We start from the raw sequence: 25,652 nt of genomic DNA on the forward strand, positions 1-25,652 counted from the left end.
ACCGCTTTGGCACTCATGGCCCATCACACGCGTTTGTCACGCCAGTGTGGCCGTCGGAGCCGACAGCCACACTGGCGTGACGCACGAGATCGATGACGCCCGAATCAGGCCTGCACGGCGCCCAGGGTGATCTGGGTGGTCTGCGAGTCGCCCGACGGATCTTCGTACGTCACCGTCACCTGGTCGCCCGGGGCCTTCGACCGGACTGCGGCGATGAGAGCCTCCGGCCCGTCGATCGGACGGTCATCGATCTTGGTGATGACCATCCCGCTGCGCAGGCCCGCCTGCGCAGCCGGGCCACCGTTGGCGACGCCGGCGATCGCGGCTCCGCTCGTACCGCCGTCAGTGCTGAGCTGGACTCCCAGCGACGCGTGCTGAACGGTGCCCGTCGAGATCAGTTCATCGGCAATGCGCTTGGCCTGGTCCACCGGGATCGCGAAACCCAGCCCGATCGAACCACTCTGCGCCCCACCGGAGCCCTGTCCCCCGCCGAGCGACGCGATCGCCGAGTTCACGCCGATCAGTTCGCCGTTCATGTTCACCAGCGCGCCACCGGAGTTGCCCGGGTTGATCGCGGCGTCGGTCTGGATCGCACTCATCACGGAAGCCTGGCCCGTCTGCTCGTCACCGGTGGCGACCGGACGGTCCAGGGCGCTGATGATTCCCGTCGTCACGGTGCCCTGGAGTCCCAGCGGTGAGCCGATCGCCACGACGTCCTGGCCCACCTTGAGGTCCTTCGACGATCCGATCGCGATCGGGGTGAGCCCGGAAACACCCTCGGCACGGACAACGGCGAGGTCATCGGCCGGGTCGGTCCCGACCACCGTGAACGGTGCGGTGCGGCCATCCGAGAAGGTCACCGTGGCCTGCGGAGCCGACGTCGTCCGCGCGGTCGGAGTGTCCGAACCGTCACCGAACAGGCCGCCGAACGGATCCTGGCCCGGTGCGCCCATCTGCCCACCGAAGCCGGGTAGCGGACGTTGCGGGGCGCCGGCCTCTTTGGCAGCGGCCACGACGTGATTGTTGGTCAGGATCATGCCGTCCGGGCTGATGACGATGCCCGATCCCTCGGCGCTTTCTTGGCCCATGTCGATCTGCAGCTTCACCACACTGGGCAGGACCTTGGCCGAGACCTGCTCGACCGAACCGTTCGGAGCTGCCGCCGCGGGAAGGCGCGGAACATCAGCCGGCTTCTGCGCGGCCGCTGCCGGCGTCGCGGAGTTTGCCGCGGGCTTAGCTTCGTGATTGACCACCGCAATGCCCGCCACCGCGCCAGACGCCACCGCAACGGCCGCCATGCCGGCGACGAGAACGCCGGCGCGTCCCCGGGATCGCTTCTGCGGCTGCTCATTAAGACCTGACTGCACTGGGATACGTTGTGTGTCATCGATATCCGGCGCGCCTTCGGGAAACGGTGGCTGCGATATGGCATGTGCGCCGCCGTACCTCCGATAACCTTCCCTGGACCACGGGCTCGGATACGGTTTTCCCACACGATGTCCCGGAACCGCCCCATAACTGTCCGGAGACGGCGGGTACTCTGGCCGATGCGTCATGGCGTGCGTTCTTCTTCCTCTAAGAGTCGACGACGAGCTGCGCGGCCGCGCCGCGCTCTCCTCCAAGGTGCCGGTGTTCGCTGAGGGTGCGCTGAGAAGACGTTCTGCGCACGCCAAGACTTTGCCGAGGACTTCAATGTGAGTTCGAGAAGGAAGAAGGGCATCGACCCCTACCGGGGTCGATGCCCTTCTCGTTGGTGGTGTGCCGACCTGATGGGCCTCTCCGCCCCCGATGTGGTGCGCACTGCTCACTGGGCACCAGCACGCCGCCGTCGACGTGCCCGCCACGCACCAAATTCCCCTCGATGCTTCTGATCTCAGCCTCGTAGAGCGTGCCGCGCGGTACCGAGTTGCCGTGCAAGTTCCGGAGCCAGACGACTGCGCGGCAGTGCGAAATCGACAATAATCAAGCGCATCATGCGCCCCGCGACGACCATTGCCACCGACAACACCGAGGCTCGGAGACGATACGGCCGTCATTCGGTTCTGCGGAGACCTCGGCTGCGCTCGAACCGTGAGCGGACACTGGGCAATTGGCCATGGCCTCGACTGATCGGCGCATCGCTCGCCGTGGCAATTGTGGCATCGGCATGCGGCACGACCACTCCCGAGCGCGTCGACCCGTTCACCGTCGCGGGGATGCGAGTCACAGACGGTCCCTCGGGGTTGCGGGCAGGCGCACCTAAACCGTCGCGAACGGTGACCAACAGTGACGGCGGCCCGATCGATCTGCTTGCGGCGCAGTCCGTCAGCGACGTCGAGGACTATTGGAAAGGTGCGTTCCGCGATGCGTTCGGAACGGGTTTTACCCCGGTCCGCAAGCTCGTTTCGTGGGATGCCGAGAAGCCCGGCAGCGCCGCACCGTTCTGCGGTGAAACCACTTCGGGACTGGTCAACGCCGCATTCTGTCCGGTGGACAGCACGATCGGATGGGATCGAGGTGTCTTGCTGCCATCCCTCCGGAAATCCTACGGCGAGATGGCGGTTGCCATGGTGTTGGCGCACGAGTACGGACATGCCGTGCAGTACCAGGCCGACTTGAACCCGGCGAACACGCCGACGCTCGTGGCCGAGCAGCAAGCAGACTGTTTCGCCGGGGCCTACATGCGTTGGGTGGCAGAGGGGAATTCGGCTCGCTTCACCCTGTCGAGCGGCAACGGCCTCAACGCCATTCTCGCCAGCGTTATCTCCTTTCGCGACCCCCTGTTCAACCGCAACAGGGCGTCCTCGGGCGGCGAGCACGGGTCTGCCTTCGAGCGGGTTTCGGCGTTCCAGTTCGGCTTCACGGACGGACCCGAGACATGTAAAGGGATCGATGAGAAGGAGGTAACGCAGCGACGCGGCGACCTGCCGGTCGCGCTGCAGCGCGGTCAAACCGGCGACTGGCCGGTTTCACCGGCCTCCGTGAGGTCGGTCATCGCAGCGATGAACATCTTGTTCCAGCCGGCCAATCCCCCGCGGCTCACCTTCGATCCTGGCGCGGCGGCCAAGTGCCCCGACGCCGATCCAACGCCGCCGGCGTCGTTCTGCCCCGCAACCAACATCATTGCCGTCGACCTGGCCGGGTTGAAGAAGCTCGGCACCGCCCGCGAGGGAGTGTCCGGTTTGACCGGCGACAATACGGCTTACTCGGTGCTGATATCGCGCTATATGTTGGCGGTGCAGCATGAATTGGGTCTGCCGCTCGACTCCGCGGAGACGGGGTTGCGTACGGCTTGCCTCACCGGAGTCGCCACGCGCAAGCTCACCAACCAGGTGAGCACCCCGGACGGCAACACCGTTGCGTTGACCGCGGGCGACCTCGATGAAGCCGTCACCGGACTGCTCGTCAACGGATTGGCTGCCAGCGACATCAATGGCCAGTCAGCGCCGGCAGGCTTTGCCCGGATCGACGCTTTCCGCACCGGCGTACTGAGCGATCAGGATCATTGCGTCGAGAGCTTCGCCTGAGTCTCTGGCGTATCTGGCATTCGGCCGCGACCGCCCACCGGACAATATGCGTTGGAGTCCCTGCCCCCGCGGGTCCCGGTGAACTCATCCCGCGTCTGATATCACCCGTGATATCGCACTTGAGAAAGTACTTCGTCCTGTCCTGGCGTTACCGGTGTGACGCATGTGACCTCGACGCGGCACGTCCGCGCAATAAAAAAGCCCGCTAGAAGCGGGCTTCAAAACGTGGAGCTAAGGGGATTCGAACCCCTGACCCCCACACTGCCAGTGTGGTGCGCTACCAACTGCGCCATAGCCCCTGATGTCGTGCTCATCGAAGTTACACCACGGCCACCCCTGGTTCAAAATCGCTGGTCAGGGGACCTCGCCGCCGGCCTCTGGACCGAGGGGACGGGCCGGCGTGTGCTCCGCGGGCGGCCTCGGGCGGGTCTCGGGCGCAAATGTCCAGCCCAGGGCGGCCAGCAGGAGAATCGCCCCGCTGATCACGAACGCCCAGGAGAACGACAGGTACTGCGCGATCAGACCGACAAGCAACGAACCGCCGATCGAACCGACGTCGGCCATCATCTGGAACGTCGCCACGGCCGTGCCGCCGCGAGCCTTGTTGCCGATGATGTCGGCGACCGCGGCCTGCTGCGGCGACGTGAAGATGCCGGTCGCGAAGCCGGCGATGTAGGCGCTGACGAGAAACAGCGTCAGGCCATCGGTGAAGCCGACGAGGACCGTCGAAATACCCGCCGCCGTGAGCCCGATGATGAGCAGCATTTTCCGGCCCACGCGGTCGGACAGGTAGCCGCTCGGAATCACGGCGGAAACGTTGCCGATCGCGAAGGTGGCCAGGGCCAGCCCGGCCATGCCGGCACCGCGATGGAACACCTCGGCGATGAACAGCGGCACCAAAGCGATGCGCAGCCCGAATGCCGACCAGCCGGTGGCGAAGTTCGACAGCAGCGCAGCACGGTAGGCCCGGTTGCGCAGCGCGGTGCGCAACGTCACCTTGTCGCCTTCTTCCGGGGCGGGCGCGGCCAGCGACGAATGACGCAGGCTGATGAACACGACGGCGGCCGCGACGAGCAGGGCCGCGCCGTAGATCAAGAACGGCGCACTGAGCCCGAGCCCCGCGGTGAGGCTGCCCAGCACCGGCCCGCCGACCGAACCGACCAGAAATGCCGACGAGAACATGCCCGCCACGCGACCGCGAGCGTCTTCGGGACTCACCCGGATCATCAGTCCGAGCGCCGAGACGAAGAACATGGTCGAGCCGATCCCGCCCAGCGACCGGAACAGCAGCAGCTGCCAATAGGTCTGCGCGAACGCACACGCGCCGGTGGACAACGCCACGATGACAAGACCGTTGACGTAGATCCGCCGCTCCCCCAGCCGCTGGATCAGCATGCCGGTGGCCGGCGCGAAGCACAGCCGCATCAGGGCGAACGCGGTGATGACGAAGGTCGCGGCGCTGATGCTGACGCCGAAGTGACGGGCGTAGGACGGCAGCACCGGCGCGACGACGCCGTAGCCGAGGGCGATCACCGCGTTGGCGACGATCAGAACCCAGACTTCACCGGGCAGCTTGGGCTTTGTCTGGCTGGAACAGTCGCCCTCCGCTACAGAACTCACCCAATGACTGTATTCACCACGTCCTTGGCGGCCTGCTGCACCTCCGCCAGATGGTCGGCGCCGCGGAACGACTCGGCATAGATCTTGTAGACGTCCTCGGTGCCTGACGGCCGTGCGGCAAACCACGCGTTCTCGGTCGTCACCTTCAGCCCGCCCAGCGCGGCGCCGTTACCAGGTGCGGCGGTCAGCTTCGCGGTGATCGGCTCACCGGCGAGTTCAGTGGCGGTGACCTGCTCGGGTGACAACTTGGCAAGCCGCGCCTTCTGCTCACGGTCGGCGGGCGCATCGATGCGGGCGTAGGTCGGCGCCCCGTAGCGTTCGGCGAGCTCGGCATATCGCTGCGACGGCGTCGAACCGGTCACGGCGAGAATCTCCGAGGCCAGCAACGCCAGGATGATGCCGTCCTTGTCGGTGGTCCACACCGACCCGTCCATGCGCAAGAACGACGCACCGGCACTCTCCTCGCCACCGAACCCGATGCTGCCGCCGATCAGCCCGTCCACGAACCACTTGAACCCGACCGGAACCTCCACCAACTTGCGCTCGAGCCCGGCCACCACCCGGTCGATGATCGAGCTGCTGACCGCCGTCTTGCCCACCGCGGTGCTGCCCGGCCAGTTCGGCCGGTGCGTGTACAGATAGTCGATCGCGACGGCGAGGTAATGGTTCGGGTTGAGCAGTCCGCCGTCAGGCGTGACGATGCCGTGCCGGTCGGAGTCGGCGTCATTGCCGGTGGCGATCTGGTAACTCCCCCGATTGGCGATGAGCGAGGCCATCGCGTTCGGTGAGCTGCAGTCCATCCGGATCTTGCCGTCGGTGTCGAGCGTCATGAACCGCCACGTCGCATCGACGAGCGGATTGACCACGGTGAGGTCGAGGTTGTGCCGTTCGGCGATCGCACCCCAATAGTCGACGCTGGCCCCGCCGAGCGGATCGGCGCCGATCCGGATGCCCTCCGCGCGGATCGCATGCAGGTCGACGACGTTCGGAAGATCCGAGACGTACGCGTCGAGATAGTCGTGGCGCTGCGCGGTCTGCAGGGCGCGGGCCAGCGGCATGCGTTTCACCGGCTTGAGCCCGTCACGCAGAATCTCGTTGGCCCGCTTGGCGATGGCGCCCGTCGCGTCGGTGTCGGCGGGCCCGCCGTTGGGCGGGTTGTACTTGAACCCGCCGTCGCGGGGCGGGTTGTGAGACGGGGTGACGACGATTCCGTCAGCCAGGTCTGTATCTCGGCCTCGGTTGAACGTAAGGATTGCATGGCTGACCGCAGGCGTCGGCGTGTAGCGGTCAGCCGAATCAATCATCGCCACAACGTCATTGGCGGCCAGGACCTCCAGCGCGGAAGCCCACGCCGGCTCCGACAACGCGTGGGTGTCGCGGCCGATGAACAACGGGCCGGTGGTGCCCTGCGCCGCGCGGTACTCGACGATGGCCTGCGTGGTCGCCAGGATGTGGGCTTCGTTGAACGCCGAGTCCAGGCTCGAACCGCGATGCCCGGACGTGCCGAACACCACCTGCTGGGCCACGTCCTCCGGGTCAGGCCGCCTGGTGTAGTACGCGGTCACCACCTGTGCGACGTCGATGAGGTCCTCGGGTAGTGCCGGTTGTCCGGCTCGTGGATTGGCAGCCATGGAACCGATTCTGCTACCTGGCGAATGTCGGTGCGCGGCAGTCGCCGAGTTGCCGCCATACTTTTACCCCATGTTCCGCATGCTCGGCCACGACCCACGAGAGCTTGCCGCGGTGTTCGTCGGCGGGGCACTGGGCACGCTGGCGCGCGCCGGTCTCGAGACGCTGCTGGCTCCCGATCCCGGGCGGTGGCCGTGGCCGACGTTCTGCGTGAACATCGTCGGCGCATTCCTGTTGGGTTACTTCACCACCCGGCTGCTGGAACGCCTGCCGGTGTCGAGTTACCGCAGGCCGTTGCTGGGCACCGGCCTGTGCGGGGGTTTGACCACGTTCTCGACCATGCAGGTCGAGACCATCAGGATGCTCGAGCACGGGCATTGGGCGTTGGCCGCCGGATACACCGCCGGCAGCGTCGTCGCGGGATTGCTCGCGGTGGCCGTCGGGACCGCCGTGGTGCGCCGGGTGAGCGTGCGCGCATGACCACCACACTGGTGTGGACCGGCGTGGCACTGCTGGGCGGGGCGGGCGCGGTCTGCCGTTTCCTGGTGGATCGGGCCGTATCCAAACGACTGACCCGCGGCTTCCCGTTCGGCACGCTCGTCGTCAACGTCAGCGGCGCGGTGTTGCTCGGATTCCTCGCCGGATTGGCGCTCAGCCCGCATACCGCACTTCTGGTCGGCACCGGATTCGTCGGCTCGTACACGACCTTCTCCACCTGGATGTTGGAAACCCAGCGCCTCACCGAGGAGCGTCGAGTGGGGCCCGCGGCGGCCAACATCATCGTCAGCGTCGTTCTCGGTCTGACGGCTGCATGGCTGGGCGTGTGGTTGGGGGGACGGTTGTGAGCGACGACTACCTCAAGCTGACCGCCTATTTCGGCGAACGGCAGCGCCACGAGCAGCGGTTCGCCGCCGATGCACTCCTCAACCTGTACGGCGAGACCAACGTCGCCACAAGCGTCCTGCTGCGCGGCATCGCAAGCTTCGGTCCGCGCCAGCAGTTGCGGACCGACGAGACATTGAGCATGTCCGAGGATCCGCCGGTCACCATCGCGGCGGTCGACGCTGCCGGCAAGATCGCGGCACTGGCCGAACAAGCGGTCGCGATGATCCCCCGCGGGCTCATCACACTCGAACGCGCTGTTCTGGTCAGCGCCGGATCTCCGCCCGCCGTACCCGAGACGGCCAAACTGACCATCTACGTCGGCCGCCATCACCGGGTCGCCGGCGCACCGGCGTACCGCGCGGTCTGCGCGGCACTGCATCGCCACGGGTTCGCCGGGGCCACGGTGTTCCTCGGTGTCGACGGCACCGTCCGCGGGCAGCGGCGCCGCGCCCGTTTCTTCAGCCGCAACGCCGATGTTCCGATGATGATCATCGCAATCGGTACCGGCGAGCAAGTCGCCGCGGTGCTCGCCGAATTGCCAAAGCTGTTGACCGAGCCGCTGTTCACCGTCGAACGCGCGCAGCTGTGCAAGCGCAACGGCGAACTGCTGAGCCGCCCGAAAGCGATACCGTCGCAAGACAATCAAGGCCGCGCTCTGTGGCAGAAGCTGATGATCCACACGTCCGAGACCGCGTTGCACGCCGGTGTGCCTATTCACCGGGCGATCGTGCGAAGCGTCCTGGAATCCGGCGCGGCCGGTGGCGCAACCGTGCTGCGTGGCGTCTGGGGCTTCGGCGACAACGGTAATCCCCACGGGGACAGACTGTTTCAGCTTGGTCGCGAGGTTCCGGTGACCACGATCGTCGTGGATTCCCCGGATCGGATCGCTGCGACGTTCGACATCGTGGACGGCCTGACTGCCGCCCACGGCCTGGTGACCTCCGAGCTGGTCCCGTCCGCGACCACCGTGGATGCCGGATACCGCTCCGGCAGCACGGATCTCGGCCGGCACGACTACTGAGCTCCCAGCATCCTTTCAGGGTGTTCACAGGTATATGTAAGCCTAGCCTAACTTTACTTTCAGGTGTACCGTCCCAACCCATGCAGTCAACATCCCCTGAAGCGATCAGCGCCGCCCTCACCGAGATCCTGCGCGACGACATGAACGTCGACATCCGCAGGGTGACCCGGGATTCCCGGCTCGTTGACGACGTCGGCCTCGACTCGGTGGCCTTCGCGGTCGGCATGGTGGCCATCGAGGACAAGCTCGGCGTAGCGCTCTCCGAAGAAGATCTGCTGAGCTGCGACACCGTGGGCGATCTGGAGGCCGCCATCATGGCGAAAGTTCCTGCCGCCCAGAGCAACCGGTGAACCCCCTGGGCGCAGCGCTGTCGGAGTCGCTGACGACCAGCAGCGCGGATCTTGTCATCTTCGACTCCGAGAACCGCACGTGGAGCCGGCATCCGTGGGGCCAGGTGTACGCACGCGCCGAAAACGTCGCAGAGCGAATCGGTGAGGACGGGTCCGCGGCCGTCGGTGTGGTCGCCGAACCGAGCGTCGAATCCGTCGCCGCCATCATCGGAGCCCTGGTGTCCGGGGCTGCGCTGTCGATTCTGCCTGGACCGGTGCGCGGTTCAGATCCCGACCAGTGGGTGCGGTCGACGCTCACGCGCCTCGCTGGAATCGGCGTGGGATCGGTGTTCAGTCACGGCAAATACCTCGAACAACTGCGCAGCGGCGACACCGCGCTGCGGATCCACGACGACACCGAAGTCGCCCACGACAAGCGCTCATCCACGCTGAATCTCGCCGCTCCGGCAAACGAGTTCGCGGTGCTGCAGGGCACGGCCGGCTCGACCGGGGTTCCGCGCACGGCGCAGATCCCTCCCGAGGCCGTCCTGGCCAACCTTCGCGGCCTCGGTGAACGAATCAGCCTGTCCCGCAATGATGTCGGTTGCTCATGGCTGCCGCTGTACCACGACATGGGTCTGACGTTCCTCCTCACCGGGGTGTTCGCCGGCTGTGAGGTCTGGCAAGCACCCACGACGGCCTTCGCGGCATCACCGTTCAGCTGGGTGCATTGGCTGACCGAAAGCCGCGCCACGCTGACCGCAGCGCCGAATATGGCCTACGGTCTGATCGGCAAGTACACCCGGCGGCTCGTCGACGTCGATCTGTCCTCGCTGCGGTTCGCGCTGAACGGCGGCGAGCCGGTCGACTGTGACGGTACGGCTCGGTTCGGCAGCGAACTGGCCCGTTTCGGCTTCGACCCGGGCAGCCTGTGCCCGTCCTATGGCCTTGCCGAATCCAATTGCGCTGTGACCATTCCCGTTCCCGGCGTCGGATTGCAGATCGACGAGATCAAGGTCGAGACCGAAAACGGTGCCAACATGCAAAAGCTGGCCGTTCTCGGCGAGGCCATCCCCGGCATGGAGATGCGGCTGCGGCCCAGCGAGGACAACGCCGGCATCTCCGATCGTGAGGTGGGCGAACTCGAGATCTGCGGCACCTCGATGATGTCGGGATACCGCGGCGAGCCGCCGATCAATCGCGACGACTGGTTCCCGACCGGCGACCTCGGCTATTTCGTCGACGGCGGACTGGTGATCTGCGGACGGAAGAAGGAGCTGATCACCGTGGCCGGGCGCAACATCTTCCCGACCGAGATCGAGCGTATCGCCGCGCAGGTGAAGGGTGTTCGCGAAGGTGCGGTGGTCGCCGTTGGGACCAACGAGCGCGCGATACGACCCGGACTCGTGATCGCCGCCGAGTTCCGTGGCGCCGACGAGTCATGGGCCCGAAGCGAAGTCGTGCAGCGCGTCGCATCGGAATGCGGTGTGGTGCCGGCAGATGTGGTCTTCCTACCGCCCGGTTCACTACCACGCACCTCCTCGGGCAAGCTGCGCCGGCTGGAGGTCAAACAACATCTGGAGAGTGTGAAGTCATGACCGCGACAACAAAGACCTCAGCGGAACGGACACCGGCCACCACGACAATCGACGAATACCGCGACCTGCTCGACCGGGTGTTCGACGATCAGGTCAAGGCCTGGACCGCGGAAGCCGAAGAGACCGAACGTTTTCCGCGTCAGCTCATCGAACACCTCGGGCGCAATGGCGTGTTCAGGGAGAAGTGGGGTGACGGTCAGCAACCGGATGTGGCCAAGCTGATCGAGCTCGCATTTTCGCTGGGGCGCACGGGGTCCGCGGGCATCGGCGTCGGCGTGAGCCTGCACGATTCCGCGATCTCGATCCTGCGCCGCTTCGGCAAGAACGACTACCTGCGCACCATCTGCGAGCAGGCGGTCCGCGGTGAGGCGGTGCTGTGCATCGGCGCCTCGGAAGCATCCGGTGGCTCCGATCTGCAGATCGTGGAGACCGAAGTGCGCACGGCCCGGGACGGTTTCGAGATCAAGGGCATCAAGAAGTTCGTTTCGCTGTCGCCGATCGCCGACCACATCATGGTGGTGGCGCGCAACGTCGACCATGACCCGACCAGCAGGCACGGCAACGTCGTCGTCATCGCCGTCCCTACGGCCCAGGTCGAGGTGCAGACGCCCTACCGCAAGGTCGGTGCCGGACCGCTCGACACGGCTGCGGTGCACATCGACACCTGGGTGCCCGCCGATGCGCTCGTCGCGCGGGCCGGCACGGGACTGGCGGCGATCTCGTGGGGCTTGGCGCACGAGCGCATGTCGATCGCCGGGCAGGTGGCTGCCGCAACACAGCGCGTCCTCGGAATCACCCTGGCCCGCATGATGAAACGACGCCAGTTCGGCCACACGCTCTATGAGCACCAGGCGCTGCGCATGCGGATGGCCGACCTGCAGGCGCGGGTGGACCTGCTACGCCACGGTCTGGCCGGCATCGCCGCCGGCGGCAAGCTGGACCTGCGCGCCGCTGCGGCAATCAAGGTCACCGCCGCGCGGCTCGGCGAAGAAGTGCTCTCGGAGTGCATGCACATCTTCGGCGGCTCGGGCTATCTGGTCGACGAGACACCGCTGGGCAAGTGGTGGCGCGACATGAAGCTGGCCCGCGTTGGCGGCGGCACCGACGAAGTGCTGTGGGAGTTGGTGGCTGCAGCCATGAAGCCCGACTACGAGGGATACGCCGAGTTCGGGCAGGACTGATTCCCTTCGGGGAGTCAGGCCGGGGTGCGCGACAGCGCGTACAGGGCCATACGCCGGTTGGACATGTCGTGCTCGCCAAGGAAGGTGCAGCCGCCCCACTCGCAGACCCGGCGTGCACCGGTGTTGCGGTGATCCGGGTCGAACATGATGCGCCGGCATTTCGGGTCGAGCTCGAAAACGCTTGCCACGACTTTCGGCAGCAGGAACGGGGCGATCCCCTTGTTCACCAGATTCAGATCGGCGATCGCGGCGTGCAGACCGACGTCGTGCGGATCGGCGTCGTAGCGCGGCGCAATGGAATCCTTCGCGGCCCGGTAGACCTCGATGTAGCCGGCAGGTGTGCCCTTGAAGCTGGCGATCAGCGGTCGCGAGTACTCACCGTCGAGTTGCGCCTGCAGGTAACGCCGCCAGCGCTCCGGCGGCCAGTCGTACTCCCAGGCCTCCACGAGGTGTGGGCGGTTCATCCACTCGGACACCATCTCGGCATCGTCGGCGGCGGCGAGCCGGATGCCGTATGGCTCGGCCACCACCGGGATGGGCGGTGCCGGGACCGCACGCACCGCATCGGAAACATCCGTCAGTTCGCGCTTCAGAACAGGTTCGAGCGCCTCATCGATCTCGGTCATTTGAGCGCCGAGCCTACCGTAGCCAGTGAGGGTAGGTTTACCTTCCTCTGATCCGTCGCGATTCAGACGAGGAGTTTGGCGAGCACCGTCAAGTGGCTCAGTTCGAGCTCACGGGTTGCCGTCACCAGCGTGACGGGGCCGTCGCGCTGTATGGCGCGCAACTCTTCCAGTGCGGCAGCACCCGCGGGCGCCGACAGTTCCTCGGCATAGCGCTCGGCGAACTCGTCGAACCGCTCCGGCGTGTGGTCATACCAGCGGCGCAGTTCGGTGGAGGGCGCCACACCCGGCAACCAGGTCCCGGCCCGAGGATCCGTTTTCCGCATGCCACGCGGCCACAGGCGGTCAGCCAGGACCCGGGTCCCCTCGCCCGGTTCGGGTTGGTCGTAAACCCGCGCCAACCGCACCTGCCGCTTATCCCCCATGGCGTGCCATCGTAGAAGCATGAGTGAAGATCGCGTCGCCGATCTGCAGCGCTGGGTGGACTCGGGGGGCCACTGGCAGGTGATCGCGCGAACCAAAGACGGCCTCACCGTCGCGCTCCTGCGGTGCGACGGCGGCGAAGAAGTCGACAGATTCACCTCGATCGACCCGAGCCTTCTCGATTACGTGGGTGGACGCTCGAGCAGCCAGGAACCCGAGTAGACCTACGTCGCAGGGCGCGGGGGCCACACCGGCGCGCCCAGTTCCCGGGAGATGGTGCGGGCAGTGTCGCGCAATGCGTCGATCGCGTCGGGCGAAAGCGGCCATCGCGCGGCAGGCACGACCAAGCTGATCGCGCCGACCGCCTCGGCGGTGGTGTCGAAAACCGCTGCGGCTGCCGAACATTCACCTAGCACAGCTTCTTCGGCCTCGGTGGCGATACCGGTCGTCCGCACCTCCACAAGCTGATCGGCCAACGCCGCCGGATCGGTCATGGTCTCACCGGTCATGCTGCGCAACGATGTCACCGGCGGGCGCTCGGCCTGGAACGCGAGCATGGCCTTGCCGAGCGCGCTGGCATGAGCCGGTATGACGATCCCGACCTCGGGCATCTGCCGGGTGCCGTCCGGCCGGGGTTCGTGTGCGACGACAACGACCTCGTCGAACAACAACACCCCCGTCCGCACCGCACAGCCGGTCCGCCGAGCCAGGTTCTCGGCCCAAATCGTGACGCGCGAGCGCAGTTCGAGCGTGTCCAGGTAGACGTTGCCGAGCCGCAGCGTCGCCGGGCCGAGCCGGTAGCGACCACTGTCCAACTCCTGCTGCACCATGCCGTGCGCGAGCAGCGTGCGCACGAGGCCGTGCACGGTCGATGGGGCCAGCTCGATCGCCGCGGCGATCTCGCCGAGGCTCATCCGGCGTCCGCCACCCAGCACCGTGAGGATGCGGAGCGCACGATCCACCGCCTGGATCATCGTTGCCCCCTGTCCGCTCGGCCCTTGTGTTCACCGAAGCATAAGCGTATGTTCCAGATCACATTCGACATTATCGAATGACATCCGAGATCGTCGACTCACACTCCAGGAGAACGCCATGGACGAGCCCTCGTTACCCCAGAAATTGGCGGCTGAGGCATTCGGAACCGCATTTTTGGTCTTCGTCGGGGTCGGATCGGTACCGGCGACGATCATCGTCAACGGTGACGCGCCGTTCACGATGGCCGACCTCGGCATGATCTCGTTCGCCTTCGCAACCGTGGTGGTGGCGACGATCTACGCCCTCGGACATATATCCGGCAACCACATCAACCCGGCCGTGACACTCGGACTCGCGGTCACCGGTCAGTTCCCGTGGTCGCGCGTACCCGCCTACATCGGCGCCCAGGCGCTCGGTGCGGTCGCGGGCGCAGCCGCGATCATCGGCGTCCTCGGTACCGCGGCCCGCGACGCCGGGCTCGGCATCGCGACCTACACCGCCGACATCAGCGCAGTACAGGCGTTTTTCGCCGAGTTCGTGGGTACGTTCATTCTCGTGTTCACCGTTTTCGGCGTGATACACCGCAAGGCCACCGCAGGCTTCGCCGGCGTCGCGATCGGTCTCGTGGTGTTCGCCGCGATCATCCCGGTGGCACCGACCACCGGCGCCTCGATCAACCCGGCACGCACATTCGGCCCGATGCTCGTCCAACAGATCGCAGGCGGTTCGGTGTCGTGGAACCAACTGCCCGTCTACCTCGCCGCCGAATTCCTCGCCGGCGCGCTGGCTGCGCTGGCCTACGTCGCCATTTCCCGGACCCGGGCCGACGCTCCGCCGGCCACCGCACCCGCACCCGCCCAGACCACCACCGCAGCATGAGGATGCCCACCATGAAAAAGCTCATCAACGATCCTGCCGATGTGATCAGTGAAGCCTTGCGCGGCATGGCCATTGCCCACCCGGAACTGCGCGTCGACCACACGAACCGCATCGTCTACCGCGGCGATGCACCGGTGGCAGGCAAGGTCGGCCTCATTTCGGGAGGCGGGTCGGGCCACGAACCACTCCATGGCGGATTCGTGGGTGCCGGCATGCTCGACGCCGCGTGCGCGGGTGAGGTGTTCACCTCGCCGGTGCCCGACCAGATGCTGGAGGCGACGAAGAACGTCGACAGTGGTGCCGGCGTGCTACACATCGTCAAGAACTACACCGGTGATGTCATGAATTTCGAGATGGCTGCCGAACTGGCTGCCGCGGAAGGCATCACGGTCGAGTCTGTGATCGTCGACGACGATGTCGCGGTTCAGGACAGCACCTACACCGCGGGACGGCGTGGCGTCGGCGCCACGGTGCTGGTGGAGAAGATCGCAGGCGCGGCGGCCGAGCAGGGCCGGTCGTTGGCCGATGTCGCCGAGGTCGCGCGCAAGGTCAACGCGGCGTCCCGCAGCATGGGTGTTGCCCTGACATCGTGCACAGTCCCTGCCGTCGGCCATCCCACCTTCGACCTTCCGGACACCGAGATCGAGGTCGGCATCGGAATTCACGGCGAACCGGGACGGCAACGGGTCCCGATCCAACCGGCACGCGCCGTTGCTGAACTCATGGCCGAGCCTGTCCTGGCCGATCTCGACTTCACCGGCGATGACGGCGTCATCTTGTTCGTCAACAGCATGGGCGCCACGCCGCTCATCGAGTTGTACGTGATGTATTCGGAATTCGCGGCCATCCTGGACAAGGCCGGGGTTCGGATCGCGCGCTCCCTGGTGGGCCCGTACATCACCAGCCTGGACATGGCGGGTTGTTCGGTGACCGTGCTGAAGGCCGACGACGATCTGCTGCGGCTATGGGATCACCCGGTGAACACGCCCGCGCTACGGAAGGGATGCTGACATGGATCTGACCACGCTGACCGCATGGGTCCGCGAGTACGCCCGGGTCATCGGCGAGAACGCGCAGAACCTCAGTGATCTCGATGCGGCCATCGGCGATGCCGACCACGGCATCAACATGGAGCGCGGCATGACGGCGGTGATCGCGGCCTTCGCCGATACGGCGCCAGGCGACATGGCCGCCCTGTGCAAGCAGGTGGGCATGACGCTCGTCAAATCCGTCGGCGGAGCCAGTGGCCCGCTTTACGGCACGTTCTTCCTGAGAATGGCACCAGCGTTGGGTTCCGGCGACACGGTGAGCGACGCGGACTTCGCCAAGGCATTGCGGGCAGGTGTGGACGGCGTCGTACAGCGGGGCCGCGCCGAGGCCGGCGACAAGACGATGTTCGACGCCTTGGCACCCGCGCTCGACGCGCTCGACTCGGCGCTGTCCTCGGGCGCGAGTCTGCCGGACGGTCTGGCAGCCGCGTCCGCCGCTGCCGAGAAAGGCAGGGACGCCACTGAATCGATGGTCGCCCGCAAGGGCCGCGCGAGCTACCTCGGGCAGCGCAGCGTGGGACACGTCGATCCAGGTGCGACGTCGGCCGCACTGCTGATCGGCGCCGCGGCAACGGTGGCGGGCAGGAGCTCGACATGACGGTGGGTCTGGTCGTCGTATCCCACAGCAGGCCACTCGCGCGCGCAGCGGTGGCACTGGCGCAGGAAATGCTGCACGGCAAGCAAATTCGGATCGCGGTCGCGGCCGGCCTTGACGAGACCACGTTCGGTACCGACGCCGCCGAGATCCTCGACGCCGTGACGAGCGCCGACACCGGTGACGGCGCAGTGGTGCTGATGGATCTCGGCAGCGCGGTGCTGTCTGCCGAACTGGCGTTGGAACTGCTCGACGACGAGGCGCGGGCCCGTACCGTGCTGTGCCCGGCGCCATTGGTGGAGGGCTTGGTGGTGGCCGCGGTCGCGGCGGCAGGCGGTGCGTCGGCAGCCGAAGTCGCCGCTGAGGCGTCCGGAGCGCTGGCAGGCAAAATCGCCCATCTCGGTCCGGCGTCGCCTGCGCCGGCGACCGACATGGCCGCGGGTGCCGACGAACTCACGCGCACTTTCGTCGTCGCCAACCCGCACGGGCTGCATGCCCGCCCCGCCGCACGGCTGGCGGGTGAGGTGCGACGCCGCGACGCTCGTGTCCGGGTCCGCAACCGGCGCACCGATTCTCCGTGGGTCGACGCCGGCAGCCTGTCGGCGATCGCTACGCTCGGCGTGCGCTGCGGTGACGAGGTGGAGGTCGCGGTGTCGGGCAGTCAGGCCCCCGAAGCGCTCGACCATATCCTCGCACTGGCCGCGCGCAACTTCGACGAGTCGACGGCCGATACCCCGTCGATACCGGCTCCCGCCACGTCGCACGCGCCCATCGGGGCGGGACCCGGGCTCGGTATCGGACCGGCGTATTCGGCGGGGGCAGGCGACATCTCGGTCCCGGACACCCCTGGCGAGGATCCGGCGGTCGAATGGCGCCGGCTCGGCACCGCGATCGCCGAGGTGCGGCGCGCCATCACCGCGCTGCGCGCCAGGACCGCACGTGACGTAGGTGAACCCGAGGCGTCGATCTTCGATGCCCACCAGCTACTGCTCGACGACGATGCGCTGCTCGGCGGTGCGCGGCGGCGAATCGATCAGGGCCACAACGCCGCGGCGGGCTGGTCGGCGGCCGTGTCCGAGCTGGCTGCGCAATTCGCTGCACTGCCCGATCCGTATCAGCAGGCCAGGGCCGAGGATGTCCGCGCGGTCGGCGGGCAGGTGCTGCGGGCCATGCTGGGCACCACCGCCGCCTCGGATTCCGCGAGCGGCGTGTTGGTGACGAGCGACCTCACGCCGGCAGAGGCCGCCGAACTCGACCCGCAACGGGTCGCCGCGGTACTGCTGGCCTTCGGCAGCCCGCACGCTCACAACGTGATTCTCATGCGCGCCAAAGGAATTCCCGTAGTGGTCGGTGCCGGGCCCACCGTGCTCGCCATTCCGGACGGCACCACCGTCGCCGTCGACGGGACTCGTGGCGAGTTCATCGTCGACCCTCCCGACGATGTGCGCGAAGACTTCCAGGCCAGGGTCACGGAATCGGCTCAGCGTCAGCGCGAGGCCAGGGCACGCGCTGCCGAACCCGCGGTGACGCGCGACGGTGTGACCATCGGCGTCGGCGCCAATATCGGCTCGGTCGACGACGCACGAGCTGCCGCGGCCCAGGGCGCCGACTTCGCGGGCCTGATCCGCACCGAGTTCCTGTTCCTCGGCCGGGCACAGGCCCCCGATGTCGACGAACAGCTCGCGGTGTACCGCAAAATCGCCGAATCGCTTGATGGCAAGCGGATCACGCTTCGGACACTCGATGTCGGCGGTGACAAACCACTGGAGTTTCTGCCCGGCCCTGCCGAACTGAACCCCTACCTCGGGGTGCGCGGTATCCGGCTTTCACTGGCGCACCCCGAATTGCTGTCCGACCAACTGTTGGCCGTGGCCCGGCTCGCGCAGCAGACACCGGTGAGCGTCATGTTCCCGATGGTCAGCACGGTCGACGAACTGCTGGCCGCGCGCCGGTCGCTCGACGAGGCGGTGCGACGTGCCGGTCCGCGACCGCCGGCCGGACTGCAGGTGGGCATGATGGTGGAAGTGCCTGCCGCCGCACTGAAATCGGCCGTGTTCGCGCGCCACCTCGACTTCTTGTCGATCGGAACGAACGATCTGACGCAGTACGCGCTCGCCGCGGACCGCAACAACGATGCCGTCGCCACCATCGGCGACACGTTCGACCCGGGGCTGCTGCGCCTGATCGCCGCGACCTGTCGCGGTGCGGCAGGACACGCGTCGGTATCGGTGTGCGGGGAGTTCGCTGCCGACGAGCGCGCCGCGGCGCTTCTCATCGGACTCGGGGTCGATGCGTTGAGTGTCACTCCCCCGGCCATACCCGCGGCGAAGGAGGCCGTGCGTGCGGTCGATCGCCGACAGGCCGAGCGGGTGGCCGAATCGGCACTGTCTGCCGAAAGTGCGGCCGCGGTGCGCGAGCAACTGGGCTGATCAGGTCGCCGGACGAAAGCGGACCAGTCGCGACAGCTGGTCGCGGTCCTCGACCCCGAGCTTGGCGAACATGCGGTAGAGGTGTCCGTCCACGGTGCGGACGGACAGGCACAAGCGGTCGGCGATCTGGCGATTGCTCAGCCCGACACCGACCAGGTTGGCGATCTCCCATTCCCGGTCGGTGAGCGGCAGCGGGTCGGCCGCACAGCGCAGCGCAGGCGTGACGGCCCCGCATTGGCTGGCCAGCCAGTGCGCCCGGGTGCCTGCCTCGAGTTCGCTGCCCCGGTGGCCCGCGCGGGCGTGCTCGCGCGCGGCATGGGCAGCCGCATCACCGGCCAGGATCAGCGCGCCGAGATGTTCGAAATCCTCTGTCGCGTGGGTGAGTAGCGCACCGTCATGTTCGGCGAGCCCGCGACTGTGCATGGCGATGGCGTCGGCGAGCGGGCAATCCAGCTGGCCCGCCAACTGCTGGATGCGGGCATGGTGAGACCGGTCGCCGAACCGCAGCGCGGTATGCAGCGCGACGAGTTCGACCGCGCGCATGCCGCAGGCCCCGGCGATCTGCGCGGCGCGGTGCGCGTGCTGCTGGGCCATCGACGTCTCGCCGGTCGTGGCCGCCAACCACGAGCGGGCCAGCTCCAGTTCGGGCACGAACACATCGACCTGCGGCCCGTACGCGGCTTCGGCTCTGGCCAGCGCGGCAGCGGCAGCGTCGACGTTGCCGCGGGCGGCCTCGGCCTGCGCCAGCCACGAGGCGACGAGCATGAGCCAGCCCGGCGGAAGGCCGTCCGACATCGTCCACACCGACGCCTGCAACGTCTCGCACGCGGCCGACAGACGCCCACGGGACAGTTCCACCTTGCCGGTGAGGGCGGACACGATGGCGTCGGCTTGTTTTGCGCCCGCTGTCGTCGCGGCATAGCGATCGCAGACCCGTTGTGCGCTGTCCAACTGTCCCGATCCGGTGCCCGCGAGGACGTCGGCGAGCGCCAGCGAGTAACGCTGCGGTCCCGATTCGCAGTGCTCGGCTGCGCGTTCGCCGGCCACCACCGCCGCGGACACCTCACCGAACCGACCGGACAGCGCCAGCGCGCCCGCGGTGGCGAGCGCGGTCCATACCGTGGCCGTCGGCAACATGTCCGTGCTGAGTGCCTGCGTGCCGAGGGCGATGGCGGCGGGCAGGTCACCGGAGAAGAACGCGAACGCCACCTCCATCGACACGACGAGGCTCAACATCTGATCGGATCCCACCCGTTCGCGGACGACCTCGAGCACCGACCGGGCCGGCTCAAGTCGACCGCAACCGAAGAACAGATTCGCCGCGCGCAGGCAGCCCCAACGTGCGACGGCGAGCTCGTCGTCTGGGTCCGGTTCGTGTTGCGCCAACAGGTCTTCGGCCTCCTGGCCGCGGCCCTGCCAGCTGATCGCATCGGCGAGCACGATCGCAGCGTGCACGCCACCGCCGTGCGCGAGGGAGAACCCGGCGAGTTCCTCGCCGAGAACCAGATTCGACATGGTGACCGCACTGGCGGCGGCATCGGTGATCGAGCTCGTATCCGGAGCCACGTCGGCACGGGTCATGATCCGGGCCAGTTGGATCTGGGCACGCACATCGGTGGCCGGACCGTTACCCGTCGCGCGGAGATGGTCCGACAGATGTTGGGCCAGAAGCGTGTTGATCTGGCGCTCGCGCCCAACCGGGCAGCGGCGCCTGGCGACTTCGCCCACGATCGGGTGACCGGGCTGTACCAGGGTGTGGGTGGCATCGCTCGTCACCTGGACCACGCCTCGTCGCTCGGCGCGCGCGAGCGCATCGGGCCCGCACATCGCGAGCAGAACGTCCCAGTCGAGCACCTCCGCGGTCGACACCACTTCCACGACATCACGTTCGTCGTCGGCGAGGGTGTCGAGCCGCGAGGCCACGAGCTCGTGCAGGTCTGCACTGGGGCGCAACTGGCCACGCAGCCGCCACCGGTCGTGGTCTCGGACCAATACGCCGTCGCTGATGGCCGCCATGAGCACGCCGCGCAGATACAACGGGCTGCCCGACGAGAAGCGGTGCAGTTCTCCGACGGCCCGATCGTCGACGTCACCGTCAAGCACCGTCGAGACCAACTCAGCCGTCTGCGCGCGGGTGAACGGTTCGATATCCAGCCGCAGCAGCAACTGCTCTTTCCACAGCGCGGTCACCGCATCCGACGTGCTCTCACCGGAACGGATGGTGACGATCAGTTTCGTCGACCCGTGCACGGCAAGCTGCTGAACGAGCAATGCCGACAGTGGGTCGAGGTGCTGGGCGTCGTCGACCACGATGACGAGGTTGGGCTCGGACGACAGCGCTTGGTGGGCCGCGGCCAACATGACCGTGGGCTCGTGCGCGTCAGGCAACTTGAGCGCGTGGTGGAACGCCCCGAACGGCACGGCCTGCCCGGTCTCGGTACCGAGAACGAAACGCATGGGGCAGCCGTCGGATTCGAGTTCGTCGGCGAGCGCGCGGGCGAGTGCAGTCTTGCCCACGCCGGCCGGCCCGGCGAGCACGACACCGCGGGATCCGTCACGTAATGCGAGTGAAGCCTCGCTGAACTCCACTCCCCGTGCGACAAACGGCCAATCCGACAACAGCAACCCCCAACGTGAGCCCGTTGTGCCGGGCCGACTTTACGCTCCTGCAAATATCTGTATCGACATTTCGCGGATGCCGCATCTTGAATCCTTGCGGGCGAAACCAGTTCTGAGGCCGGTCGTCCCGATCGCGCTCCTTCGGCCACGTTTGGGCAAACGCGACGGTCAGTCCGCCGGTTCGACGACCCAATCCCCGCGACGCAGCACAGCGACAACGCTGAGAGCCGAGTCCAACACCGCCATATCGGCCGCACCGCCTGGCACGAGCCCCGCGCACGGCAGACCGAGTGCGCGGGCCGGATTGAGCGAAGCCTGACGCACCGCCAACATCAGGGCCTCGTCTCCGGAGTGCCCGCAATGGGTGGCGGCGAATCGGAACAGCTGATCCATCGTGGCGGTGCTGCCTGCGATCGTGTCGGTTCCGGCTACGCGCGCGACTCCGGCCACCACGTCGACCGCGAGCGGCCCGAGATGATAGACACCGTCGGACATGCCCGTCGCCGCCATCGCGTCAGTGATCAGCGACAATCGTTGCGGCCCAACGCTTTGCGTGACGTGCCGGTAGATCGCTGGGTCGACGTGCACGCCGTCGGTGATCATCTCGACGGTCACGCGCTCGTCCTCCACGAGCGCGATGACCGGGCCCGGCTCACGGCGATCGATCGGGCGCATCGCGTTGAACAGATGCGTACCCACTGTTGCGCCTGCCGCGATCGCGGCCCGTGTTTGTTCGTACGTCGCTTCGGTGTGACCGACGGCGGCCACCGCGCCCGCCTCGACGATCTGACCGATCGCGGCAAGTGCGCCATCGCGTTCCGGTGCGATGGTGACCATCCGGACGGTGCCCGCGGCTGCCGTCAGCACACGGTCGATCTCAACCGGGTCCGGGTCCCGCATGAGTGCGGGTTGATGGGCTCCGCACCGTTTGACCGACAGCCACGGACCTTCCAGATGAATTCCGTCGATCAGGCCAACGCGGACGTGTTCGGCCAACTCGGTGACCTGGCGCAGAAGATCGTCGGGGGCTGCGGTAACCAGGGACGCCACAAGTGTCGTCGTGCCGTGCCGGCGGTGGAGGTCGACCGCAGCGGCGGTTTCCGGCGTCGATGCCGCCGAGAAGTTACCTCCGGCACCGCCGTGCACGTGCGTGTCGACGAAGCCCGGCACCACCGTCACCGCGCCGAGGTGACGATCCGCCACGCGTGGCGGGCTGCCTGCGCCAGTGGCCGTCACGACGCCATGCGCGACGTCGATCCACCCGGGCCGCAACAGTTCTGTGCCCGTGAGCACGGTGTCAGCGGTCAACAGCACTCAGAGGCCCTGCCATTCCGGCTTGGCGCGGTACGTCTCGCGGTAGTAGTCGATGAGCTGCAGGCGCTGCGCCGCGGCGTCGTCGAGCAACACCGTCACGTGCGGATGGTGTTGCAGTATGGTCGCCGGCCACATTGCGCTCACGGCGCCCTCGACGAGATGGTGCACCGCTTCTGCCTTGCTGCGGCCGGTGGCCACGAGGATCAGATGCCGGGCCGCCATGATCGTGGCGAGCCCCTGCGTCAAGCAGTGCGTGGGCACCTTGTCGGGATCGCCGCCGAAGAACCGGGCGTTGTCGAGTCGGGTCTGTCTGGTCAATGTCTTGATCCGGGTACGGGATCCAAGCGAGGATCCCGGCTCGTTGAACGCGATGTGCCCGTCGGTGCCGATCCCCAGGATCTGCAGATCGACGCCGCCCGCGTCTTCGATCGCTTTCTCGAATGCCGCGCATGCGGCGGGTATGTCCGCGGCCAGGCCGTCGGGGCCCGCAACCGCATCCGGCGCGAAGTCGACACGGGAGACGAACACGGTGTCGATGACGTTGCGGTACCGCTCGGGATGATCGGCGGGCAGGCCGACGTATTCGTCGAGGGTGAAACCACGCGCCTGCCGGAATGAGATGAGCCCGGCATCGCAGCGCGACACCAGTTCGTCATAGATGGCCAACGGCGAGGATCCGGTGGCCAAGCCGAGGACCGCGTTCGGTTTGCGGCCCAGCAGCGCGGCGATCGCACCTGCGGCGACGGTGCCGATCTGCCCGGCATCGGCGAGGATGATGACTTCCATCTACTTGGTGGCGACGAAAAGTTCGTCGCCCGAGTCGATGTCGGCTCCCTGTGCGACTGCTTGCGACACCAGGACGTTGCCGGATTCACGTTCGTCCATGACCACCACCGGGACAATCGGATTGAGGCCTTTGGCCACCACTGCCGCGACGTCATACGTGATGACGACATCGCCCGCGGTGACGTCGTCGCCCTGGCTGACGTGGGTGGTGAACCCGTCGCCGTTGAGCTGCACGGTGTCGAGCCCGAGATGGACCAGCACACCCACGTTGCCGGGTGTCATCACGACGTACGCATGCGGCATCAGCTTCAGCACCCGGCCGCTGACCGGGGCCACCGCGTCAACCACCTCATGCGGAGGATCCACCGCCGCGCCGTAACCCACCATGCCCGCCGAGAACACGGGATCGTCGACATCGGTGAGTGCGACGGCGCGACCGGTGACGGGGGCCAGTACCTGGGTTCTGCTCACGCTCGTGACTCCTTTGCTCGTGCTTCAACAATACGAGCGTCGTCGGCCGATGGACTCGAGTTCGCCTCTTCTCCGCAGGTTCTCGTCTAAGCTTCCGCTCAGCTTGGGCGGCGGGTCGCCGTATGCGACCGGAAGGGCGATCATTCAATGAACAGCACAACGAAACCGCAAGGCGCACAGCGAGAATCCTGGATGCGCATACCGGGGTTCGCCCAACTGCAGCGGCTCGGCAAGAGCCTCATGCTGCCCATCGCAGTGTTGCCGGCGGCGGGCATTCTGCTGCGACTCGGCCAACCCGACTTGCTCGGCCGCATCGAGTCACCCGTCATCGGCTCGTTCTTCAAGGCGATGAGCGCGGCGGGCGACGCGCTGTTCAGCAACCTGCCGCTGCTGTTCGCCGTCGGCGTCGCGATCGGTTTCGCCCGCAAGGCCGACGGTTCGACCGCACTCGCCGCCGTCGTGGGCTATCTGGTGATGGAAGCAGTGTTCAAAACCATGTCGCCGATCGTGCTGGCCGGCGAGGTCGACAAAGCCGGCGAGCAGGCGCTGATCAATTACAGCGTGTTCGCCGGCATCGTCGTCGGCCTGCTGACCGCGTGGTTGTTCGACCGATACCACACCATCCAACTGCCGTCGTATCTGGGTTTTTTCGGCGGGAGGCGGTTCGTCCCGATCGTGGTGTCACTGGCCAGCTTGTTCATCGCGTTCCTGATGAGCTACTTCTACCCCATCTTCGATGCCGGGCTGACGGCGCTCGGCAAGTTCATCGGCGGCAGTGGAGCACTGGGTGCGTTCGTGTACGGCTTCGCCAACCGCATGCTGATTCCGCTGGGCCTGCACCACATTCCGAATTCATACGTGTGGTTCATCTACGGCGACTACCAGACCGCCGACGGCGAGGTGGTCACCGGTGAGCTCACTCGCTTCGCCGCCGGTGACCCCACCGCGGGAATTCTCACGTCAGGTTTCTACCCGGTGTTGATGTTCGGGTTGCCCGCCGCCGCGCTGGCAATGATCCTGGCGGCCAACAGAAAGCAACGCAAGCTCGCGGTGGGCATCCTGTCGGCGGCGGCGCTGACCGCGTTCCTCACTGGGGTCACCGAACCGCTGGAGTTCGCGTTCATGTTCGTGGCGTTCCCGCTCTACGTCGTCCACGCCGTGCTCACCGGGCTGTCGCTCGCGATCGCCTATCTGCTCGACATCCATTTGGGCTTCTCGTTCTCGGCCGGGCTCATCGACTTGTTGTTGTACGGCGGTGCGCCAGCGGCGAAGAACATCTGGCTGCTCATCGCCATGGGCGGGGTGTTCTTCGTGATCTACTTCGTGTTGTTCTACGTCGCGATCACGAAATGGAACATGCGCACGCCCGGGCGCGAGCCCGAGTCCGAGTTCGAGGCCGACGAAGCCGCGAACCTCGGCGAAGGCGGTGAGTCGACGACCGCCGTCGCCGCCGGCGGCGGAACCCTGACCGCGCCCGCACGCGCCGACACCCAGGCCGAACAGATCATCGCGGCGTTCGGCGGCCGCGACAACCTCGTGAACGTCGATGCCTGCATCACGCGCCTGCGCATGGATGTGGCGGACAAGACCAAGGTCGATCACGAGCGACTCAAAACGCTCGGCGCCGCGGGCGTCATCGAGGTCGGCAACAGCGTTCAAGCGGTCTTCGGCACGAACTCCGAGGCCATCAAGAACGCCATCATCGAGACTCTGTAGCCGA

23 protein-coding genes and 1 tRNA gene are annotated in these 25,652 nt (G+C 67.0%); 13 read left to right on the top strand and 11 right to left on the bottom strand.

Going from position 1 to position 25,652, the window contains the following annotated elements; genetic code table 11:
- Positions 1-104: 104 nt before the first annotated feature.
- Positions 105-1,298, bottom strand: a complete 1,194-nt coding sequence (locus tag ACRCUN_RS11760; RefSeq protein ID WP_462142037.1) for a S1C family serine protease — start codon at positions 1,296-1,298, stop codon at positions 105-107.
- A gap of 957 nt (positions 1,299-2,255) precedes the next feature.
- On the opposite strand from ACRCUN_RS11760, the gene ACRCUN_RS11765 reads away from it, so the two are divergent.
- Complete coding sequence (locus ACRCUN_RS11765) at positions 2,256-3,506, top strand: neutral zinc metallopeptidase (RefSeq protein ID WP_462141818.1); 1,251 nt, start codon at positions 2,256-2,258, stop codon at positions 3,504-3,506.
- Between the two features lie 226 nt (positions 3,507-3,732).
- Here the strand turns inward: ACRCUN_RS11765 and ACRCUN_RS11770 are convergent.
- The 3 genes from ACRCUN_RS11770 to pgm all read right to left on the bottom strand — a co-directional run bounded on the left by ACRCUN_RS11770 (position 3,733) and on the right by pgm (position 6,757).
- Positions 3,733-3,805 (bottom strand) — tRNA-Ala (locus ACRCUN_RS11770).
- Between the two features lie 55 nt (positions 3,806-3,860).
- Positions 3,861-5,126 (bottom strand): MFS transporter, encoded by a 1,266-nt coding sequence (locus ACRCUN_RS11775; protein ID WP_462141819.1) that lies wholly within the window; start codon positions 5,124-5,126, stop codon positions 3,861-3,863.
- Complete coding sequence (gene pgm / locus ACRCUN_RS11780) at positions 5,123-6,757, bottom strand: phosphoglucomutase (alpha-D-glucose-1,6-bisphosphate-dependent) (protein ID WP_462141820.1); 1,635 nt, start codon at positions 6,755-6,757, stop codon at positions 5,123-5,125. The genes ACRCUN_RS11775 and pgm overlap by 4 nt, the downstream gene beginning before the upstream one ends.
- Positions 6,758-6,836: 79 nt before the next feature.
- On the opposite strand from pgm, the gene crcB (ACRCUN_RS11785) reads away from it, so the two are divergent.
- From crcB (ACRCUN_RS11785) to mbtN, 6 genes are all read left to right on the top strand, one after another.
- Complete coding sequence (gene crcB / locus ACRCUN_RS11785; RefSeq protein WP_462142038.1) at positions 6,837-7,235, top strand: fluoride efflux transporter CrcB; 399 nt, start codon at positions 6,837-6,839, stop codon at positions 7,233-7,235.
- Positions 7,232-7,600, top strand: a complete 369-nt coding sequence (gene crcB, locus ACRCUN_RS11790) for a fluoride efflux transporter CrcB (RefSeq protein ID WP_462141821.1) — start codon at positions 7,232-7,234, stop codon at positions 7,598-7,600. The genes crcB (ACRCUN_RS11785) and crcB (ACRCUN_RS11790) overlap by 4 nt, the downstream gene beginning before the upstream one ends.
- The gene (locus ACRCUN_RS11795) at positions 7,597-8,661 is read left to right on the top strand and encodes a putative PII-like signaling protein (RefSeq protein WP_462141822.1); all 1,065 of its coding nucleotides are present in this window, start codon (positions 7,597-7,599) and stop codon (positions 8,659-8,661) included. Before crcB (ACRCUN_RS11790) ends, ACRCUN_RS11795 begins: the two co-directional genes overlap by 4 nt.
- An 80-nt stretch (positions 8,662-8,741) precedes the next feature.
- Positions 8,742-9,011, top strand: coding sequence for a mycobactin biosynthesis acyl carrier protein MbtL (locus ACRCUN_RS11800; protein ID WP_462141823.1), 270 nt, complete (start codon positions 8,742-8,744; stop codon positions 9,009-9,011).
- A 5-nt stretch (positions 9,012-9,016) separates the two neighbouring features.
- Complete coding sequence (gene mbtM, locus ACRCUN_RS11805; protein WP_462142039.1) at positions 9,017-10,588, top strand: long-chain-fatty acid--ACP ligase MbtM; 1,572 nt, start codon at positions 9,017-9,019, stop codon at positions 10,586-10,588.
- A complete protein-coding gene (mbtN, locus tag ACRCUN_RS11810) occupies positions 10,585-11,769 on the top strand; it encodes a mycobactin biosynthesis acyl-ACP dehydrogenase MbtN (RefSeq protein ID WP_462141824.1) in 1,185 nt (394 codons plus the stop codon). Before mbtM ends, mbtN begins: the two co-directional genes overlap by 4 nt.
- Before the next feature lie 14 nt (positions 11,770-11,783).
- On the opposite strand, the gene ACRCUN_RS11815 is transcribed toward mbtN, so the two are convergent.
- Both ACRCUN_RS11815 and ACRCUN_RS11820 read right to left on the bottom strand, forming a co-directional pair.
- Positions 11,784-12,395, bottom strand: a complete 612-nt coding sequence (locus tag ACRCUN_RS11815; protein WP_462141825.1) for a GNAT family N-acetyltransferase — start codon at positions 12,393-12,395, stop codon at positions 11,784-11,786.
- A gap of 62 nt (positions 12,396-12,457) precedes the next feature.
- Entirely contained in the window at positions 12,458-12,817 is a 360-nt protein-coding gene (locus ACRCUN_RS11820) for a DUF488 domain-containing protein (RefSeq protein WP_462141826.1), read from the bottom strand.
- Positions 12,818-12,836: 19 nt separating this feature from the next.
- On the opposite strand from ACRCUN_RS11820, the gene ACRCUN_RS11825 reads away from it, so the two are divergent.
- A complete protein-coding gene (locus ACRCUN_RS11825; protein WP_462141827.1) occupies positions 12,837-13,037 on the top strand; it encodes a hypothetical protein in 201 nt (66 codons plus the stop codon).
- Positions 13,038-13,039: 2 nt separating this feature from the next.
- On the opposite strand, the gene ACRCUN_RS11830 is transcribed toward ACRCUN_RS11825, so the two are convergent.
- Complete coding sequence (locus ACRCUN_RS11830) at positions 13,040-13,777, bottom strand: IclR family transcriptional regulator (protein ID WP_462141828.1); 738 nt, start codon at positions 13,775-13,777, stop codon at positions 13,040-13,042.
- Between the two features lie 130 nt (positions 13,778-13,907).
- Here ACRCUN_RS11830 and ACRCUN_RS11835 point away from each other — a divergent pair, with 130 nt between their 5' ends.
- The 4 genes from ACRCUN_RS11835 to ptsP are packed head-to-tail and all read left to right on the top strand — an operon-like array spanning position 13,908 to position 18,742.
- The gene (locus ACRCUN_RS11835) at positions 13,908-14,669 is read left to right on the top strand and encodes an MIP/aquaporin family protein (protein WP_462141829.1); all 762 of its coding nucleotides are present in this window, start codon (positions 13,908-13,910) and stop codon (positions 14,667-14,669) included.
- Positions 14,670-14,680: 11 nt separating this feature from the next.
- Complete coding sequence (gene dhaK / locus ACRCUN_RS11840) at positions 14,681-15,679, top strand: dihydroxyacetone kinase subunit DhaK (RefSeq protein ID WP_462141830.1); 999 nt, start codon at positions 14,681-14,683, stop codon at positions 15,677-15,679.
- 1 nt (position 15,680) lies between these two features.
- Positions 15,681-16,316 (top strand): dihydroxyacetone kinase subunit DhaL, encoded by a 636-nt coding sequence (gene dhaL, locus ACRCUN_RS11845; protein ID WP_462141831.1) that lies wholly within the window; start codon positions 15,681-15,683, stop codon positions 16,314-16,316.
- A complete protein-coding gene (ptsP, locus tag ACRCUN_RS11850) occupies positions 16,313-18,742 on the top strand; it encodes a phosphoenolpyruvate--protein phosphotransferase (protein ID WP_462141832.1) in 2,430 nt (809 codons plus the stop codon). The genes dhaL and ptsP overlap by 4 nt, the downstream gene beginning before the upstream one ends.
- On the opposite strand, the gene ACRCUN_RS11855 is transcribed toward ptsP, so the two are convergent.
- The 4 genes from ACRCUN_RS11855 to ACRCUN_RS11870 form a co-directional block, all read right to left on the bottom strand.
- A complete protein-coding gene (locus ACRCUN_RS11855) occupies positions 18,743-21,361 on the bottom strand; it encodes a LuxR C-terminal-related transcriptional regulator (RefSeq protein ID WP_462141833.1) in 2,619 nt (872 codons plus the stop codon).
- Positions 21,362-21,529: 168 nt separating this feature from the next.
- Entirely contained in the window at positions 21,530-22,675 is a 1,146-nt protein-coding gene (gene nagA / locus ACRCUN_RS11860; RefSeq protein WP_462141834.1) for an N-acetylglucosamine-6-phosphate deacetylase, read from the bottom strand.
- Positions 22,676-23,461, bottom strand: a complete 786-nt coding sequence (nagB, locus tag ACRCUN_RS11865; protein WP_462141835.1) for a glucosamine-6-phosphate deaminase — start codon at positions 23,459-23,461, stop codon at positions 22,676-22,678.
- Entirely contained in the window at positions 23,462-23,932 is a 471-nt protein-coding gene (locus ACRCUN_RS11870; RefSeq protein ID WP_462141836.1) for a PTS sugar transporter subunit IIA, read from the bottom strand.
- A 147-nt stretch (positions 23,933-24,079) separates the two neighbouring features.
- On the opposite strand from ACRCUN_RS11870, the gene ACRCUN_RS11875 reads away from it, so the two are divergent.
- A complete protein-coding gene (locus tag ACRCUN_RS11875) occupies positions 24,080-25,648 on the top strand; it encodes a PTS transporter subunit EIIC (protein ID WP_462141837.1) in 1,569 nt (522 codons plus the stop codon).
- The last annotated feature ends 4 nt before the right edge of the window (positions 25,649-25,652 follow it).

This window comes from Mycobacterium venezuelense (genome assembly GCF_054919535.1).

What these genes read in the sequence shown, in the direction of transcription:
- ACRCUN_RS11760 (WP_462142037.1), bottom strand. Translation starts at nt 1,298, where the DNA reads ATGGCGGCCGTTGCGGTGGCGTCTGGCGCGGTGGCGGGCATTGCGGTG.
- pgm (WP_462141820.1), bottom strand. Translation starts at nt 6,757, where the DNA reads ATGGCTGCCAATCCACGAGCCGGACAACCGGCACTACCCGAGGACCTC.
- crcB (WP_462142038.1), top strand. Translation starts at nt 6,837, where the DNA reads ATGCTCGGCCACGACCCACGAGAGCTTGCCGCGGTGTTCGTCGGCGGG.
- crcB (WP_462141821.1), top strand. Translation starts at nt 7,232, where the DNA reads ATGACCACCACACTGGTGTGGACCGGCGTGGCACTGCTGGGCGGGGCG.
- ACRCUN_RS11800 (WP_462141823.1), top strand. Translation starts at nt 8,742, where the DNA reads ATGCAGTCAACATCCCCTGAAGCGATCAGCGCCGCCCTCACCGAGATC.
- mbtN (WP_462141824.1), top strand. Translation starts at nt 10,585, where the DNA reads ATGACCGCGACAACAAAGACCTCAGCGGAACGGACACCGGCCACCACG.
- ACRCUN_RS11815 (WP_462141825.1), bottom strand. Translation starts at nt 12,395, where the DNA reads ATGACCGAGATCGATGAGGCGCTCGAACCTGTTCTGAAGCGCGAACTG.
- ACRCUN_RS11820 (WP_462141826.1), bottom strand. Translation starts at nt 12,817, where the DNA reads ATGGGGGATAAGCGGCAGGTGCGGTTGGCGCGGGTTTACGACCAACCC.
- ACRCUN_RS11825 (WP_462141827.1), top strand. Translation starts at nt 12,837, where the DNA reads ATGAGTGAAGATCGCGTCGCCGATCTGCAGCGCTGGGTGGACTCGGGG.
- ACRCUN_RS11835 (WP_462141829.1), top strand. Translation starts at nt 13,908, where the DNA reads ATGGACGAGCCCTCGTTACCCCAGAAATTGGCGGCTGAGGCATTCGGA.
- dhaK (WP_462141830.1), top strand. Translation starts at nt 14,681, where the DNA reads ATGAAAAAGCTCATCAACGATCCTGCCGATGTGATCAGTGAAGCCTTG.
- dhaL (WP_462141831.1), top strand. Translation starts at nt 15,681, where the DNA reads ATGGATCTGACCACGCTGACCGCATGGGTCCGCGAGTACGCCCGGGTC.
- ptsP (WP_462141832.1), top strand. Translation starts at nt 16,313, where the DNA reads ATGACGGTGGGTCTGGTCGTCGTATCCCACAGCAGGCCACTCGCGCGC.
- nagB (WP_462141835.1), bottom strand. Translation starts at nt 23,461, where the DNA reads ATGGAAGTCATCATCCTCGCCGATGCCGGGCAGATCGGCACCGTCGCC.
- ACRCUN_RS11875 (WP_462141837.1), top strand. Translation starts at nt 24,080, where the DNA reads ATGAACAGCACAACGAAACCGCAAGGCGCACAGCGAGAATCCTGGATG.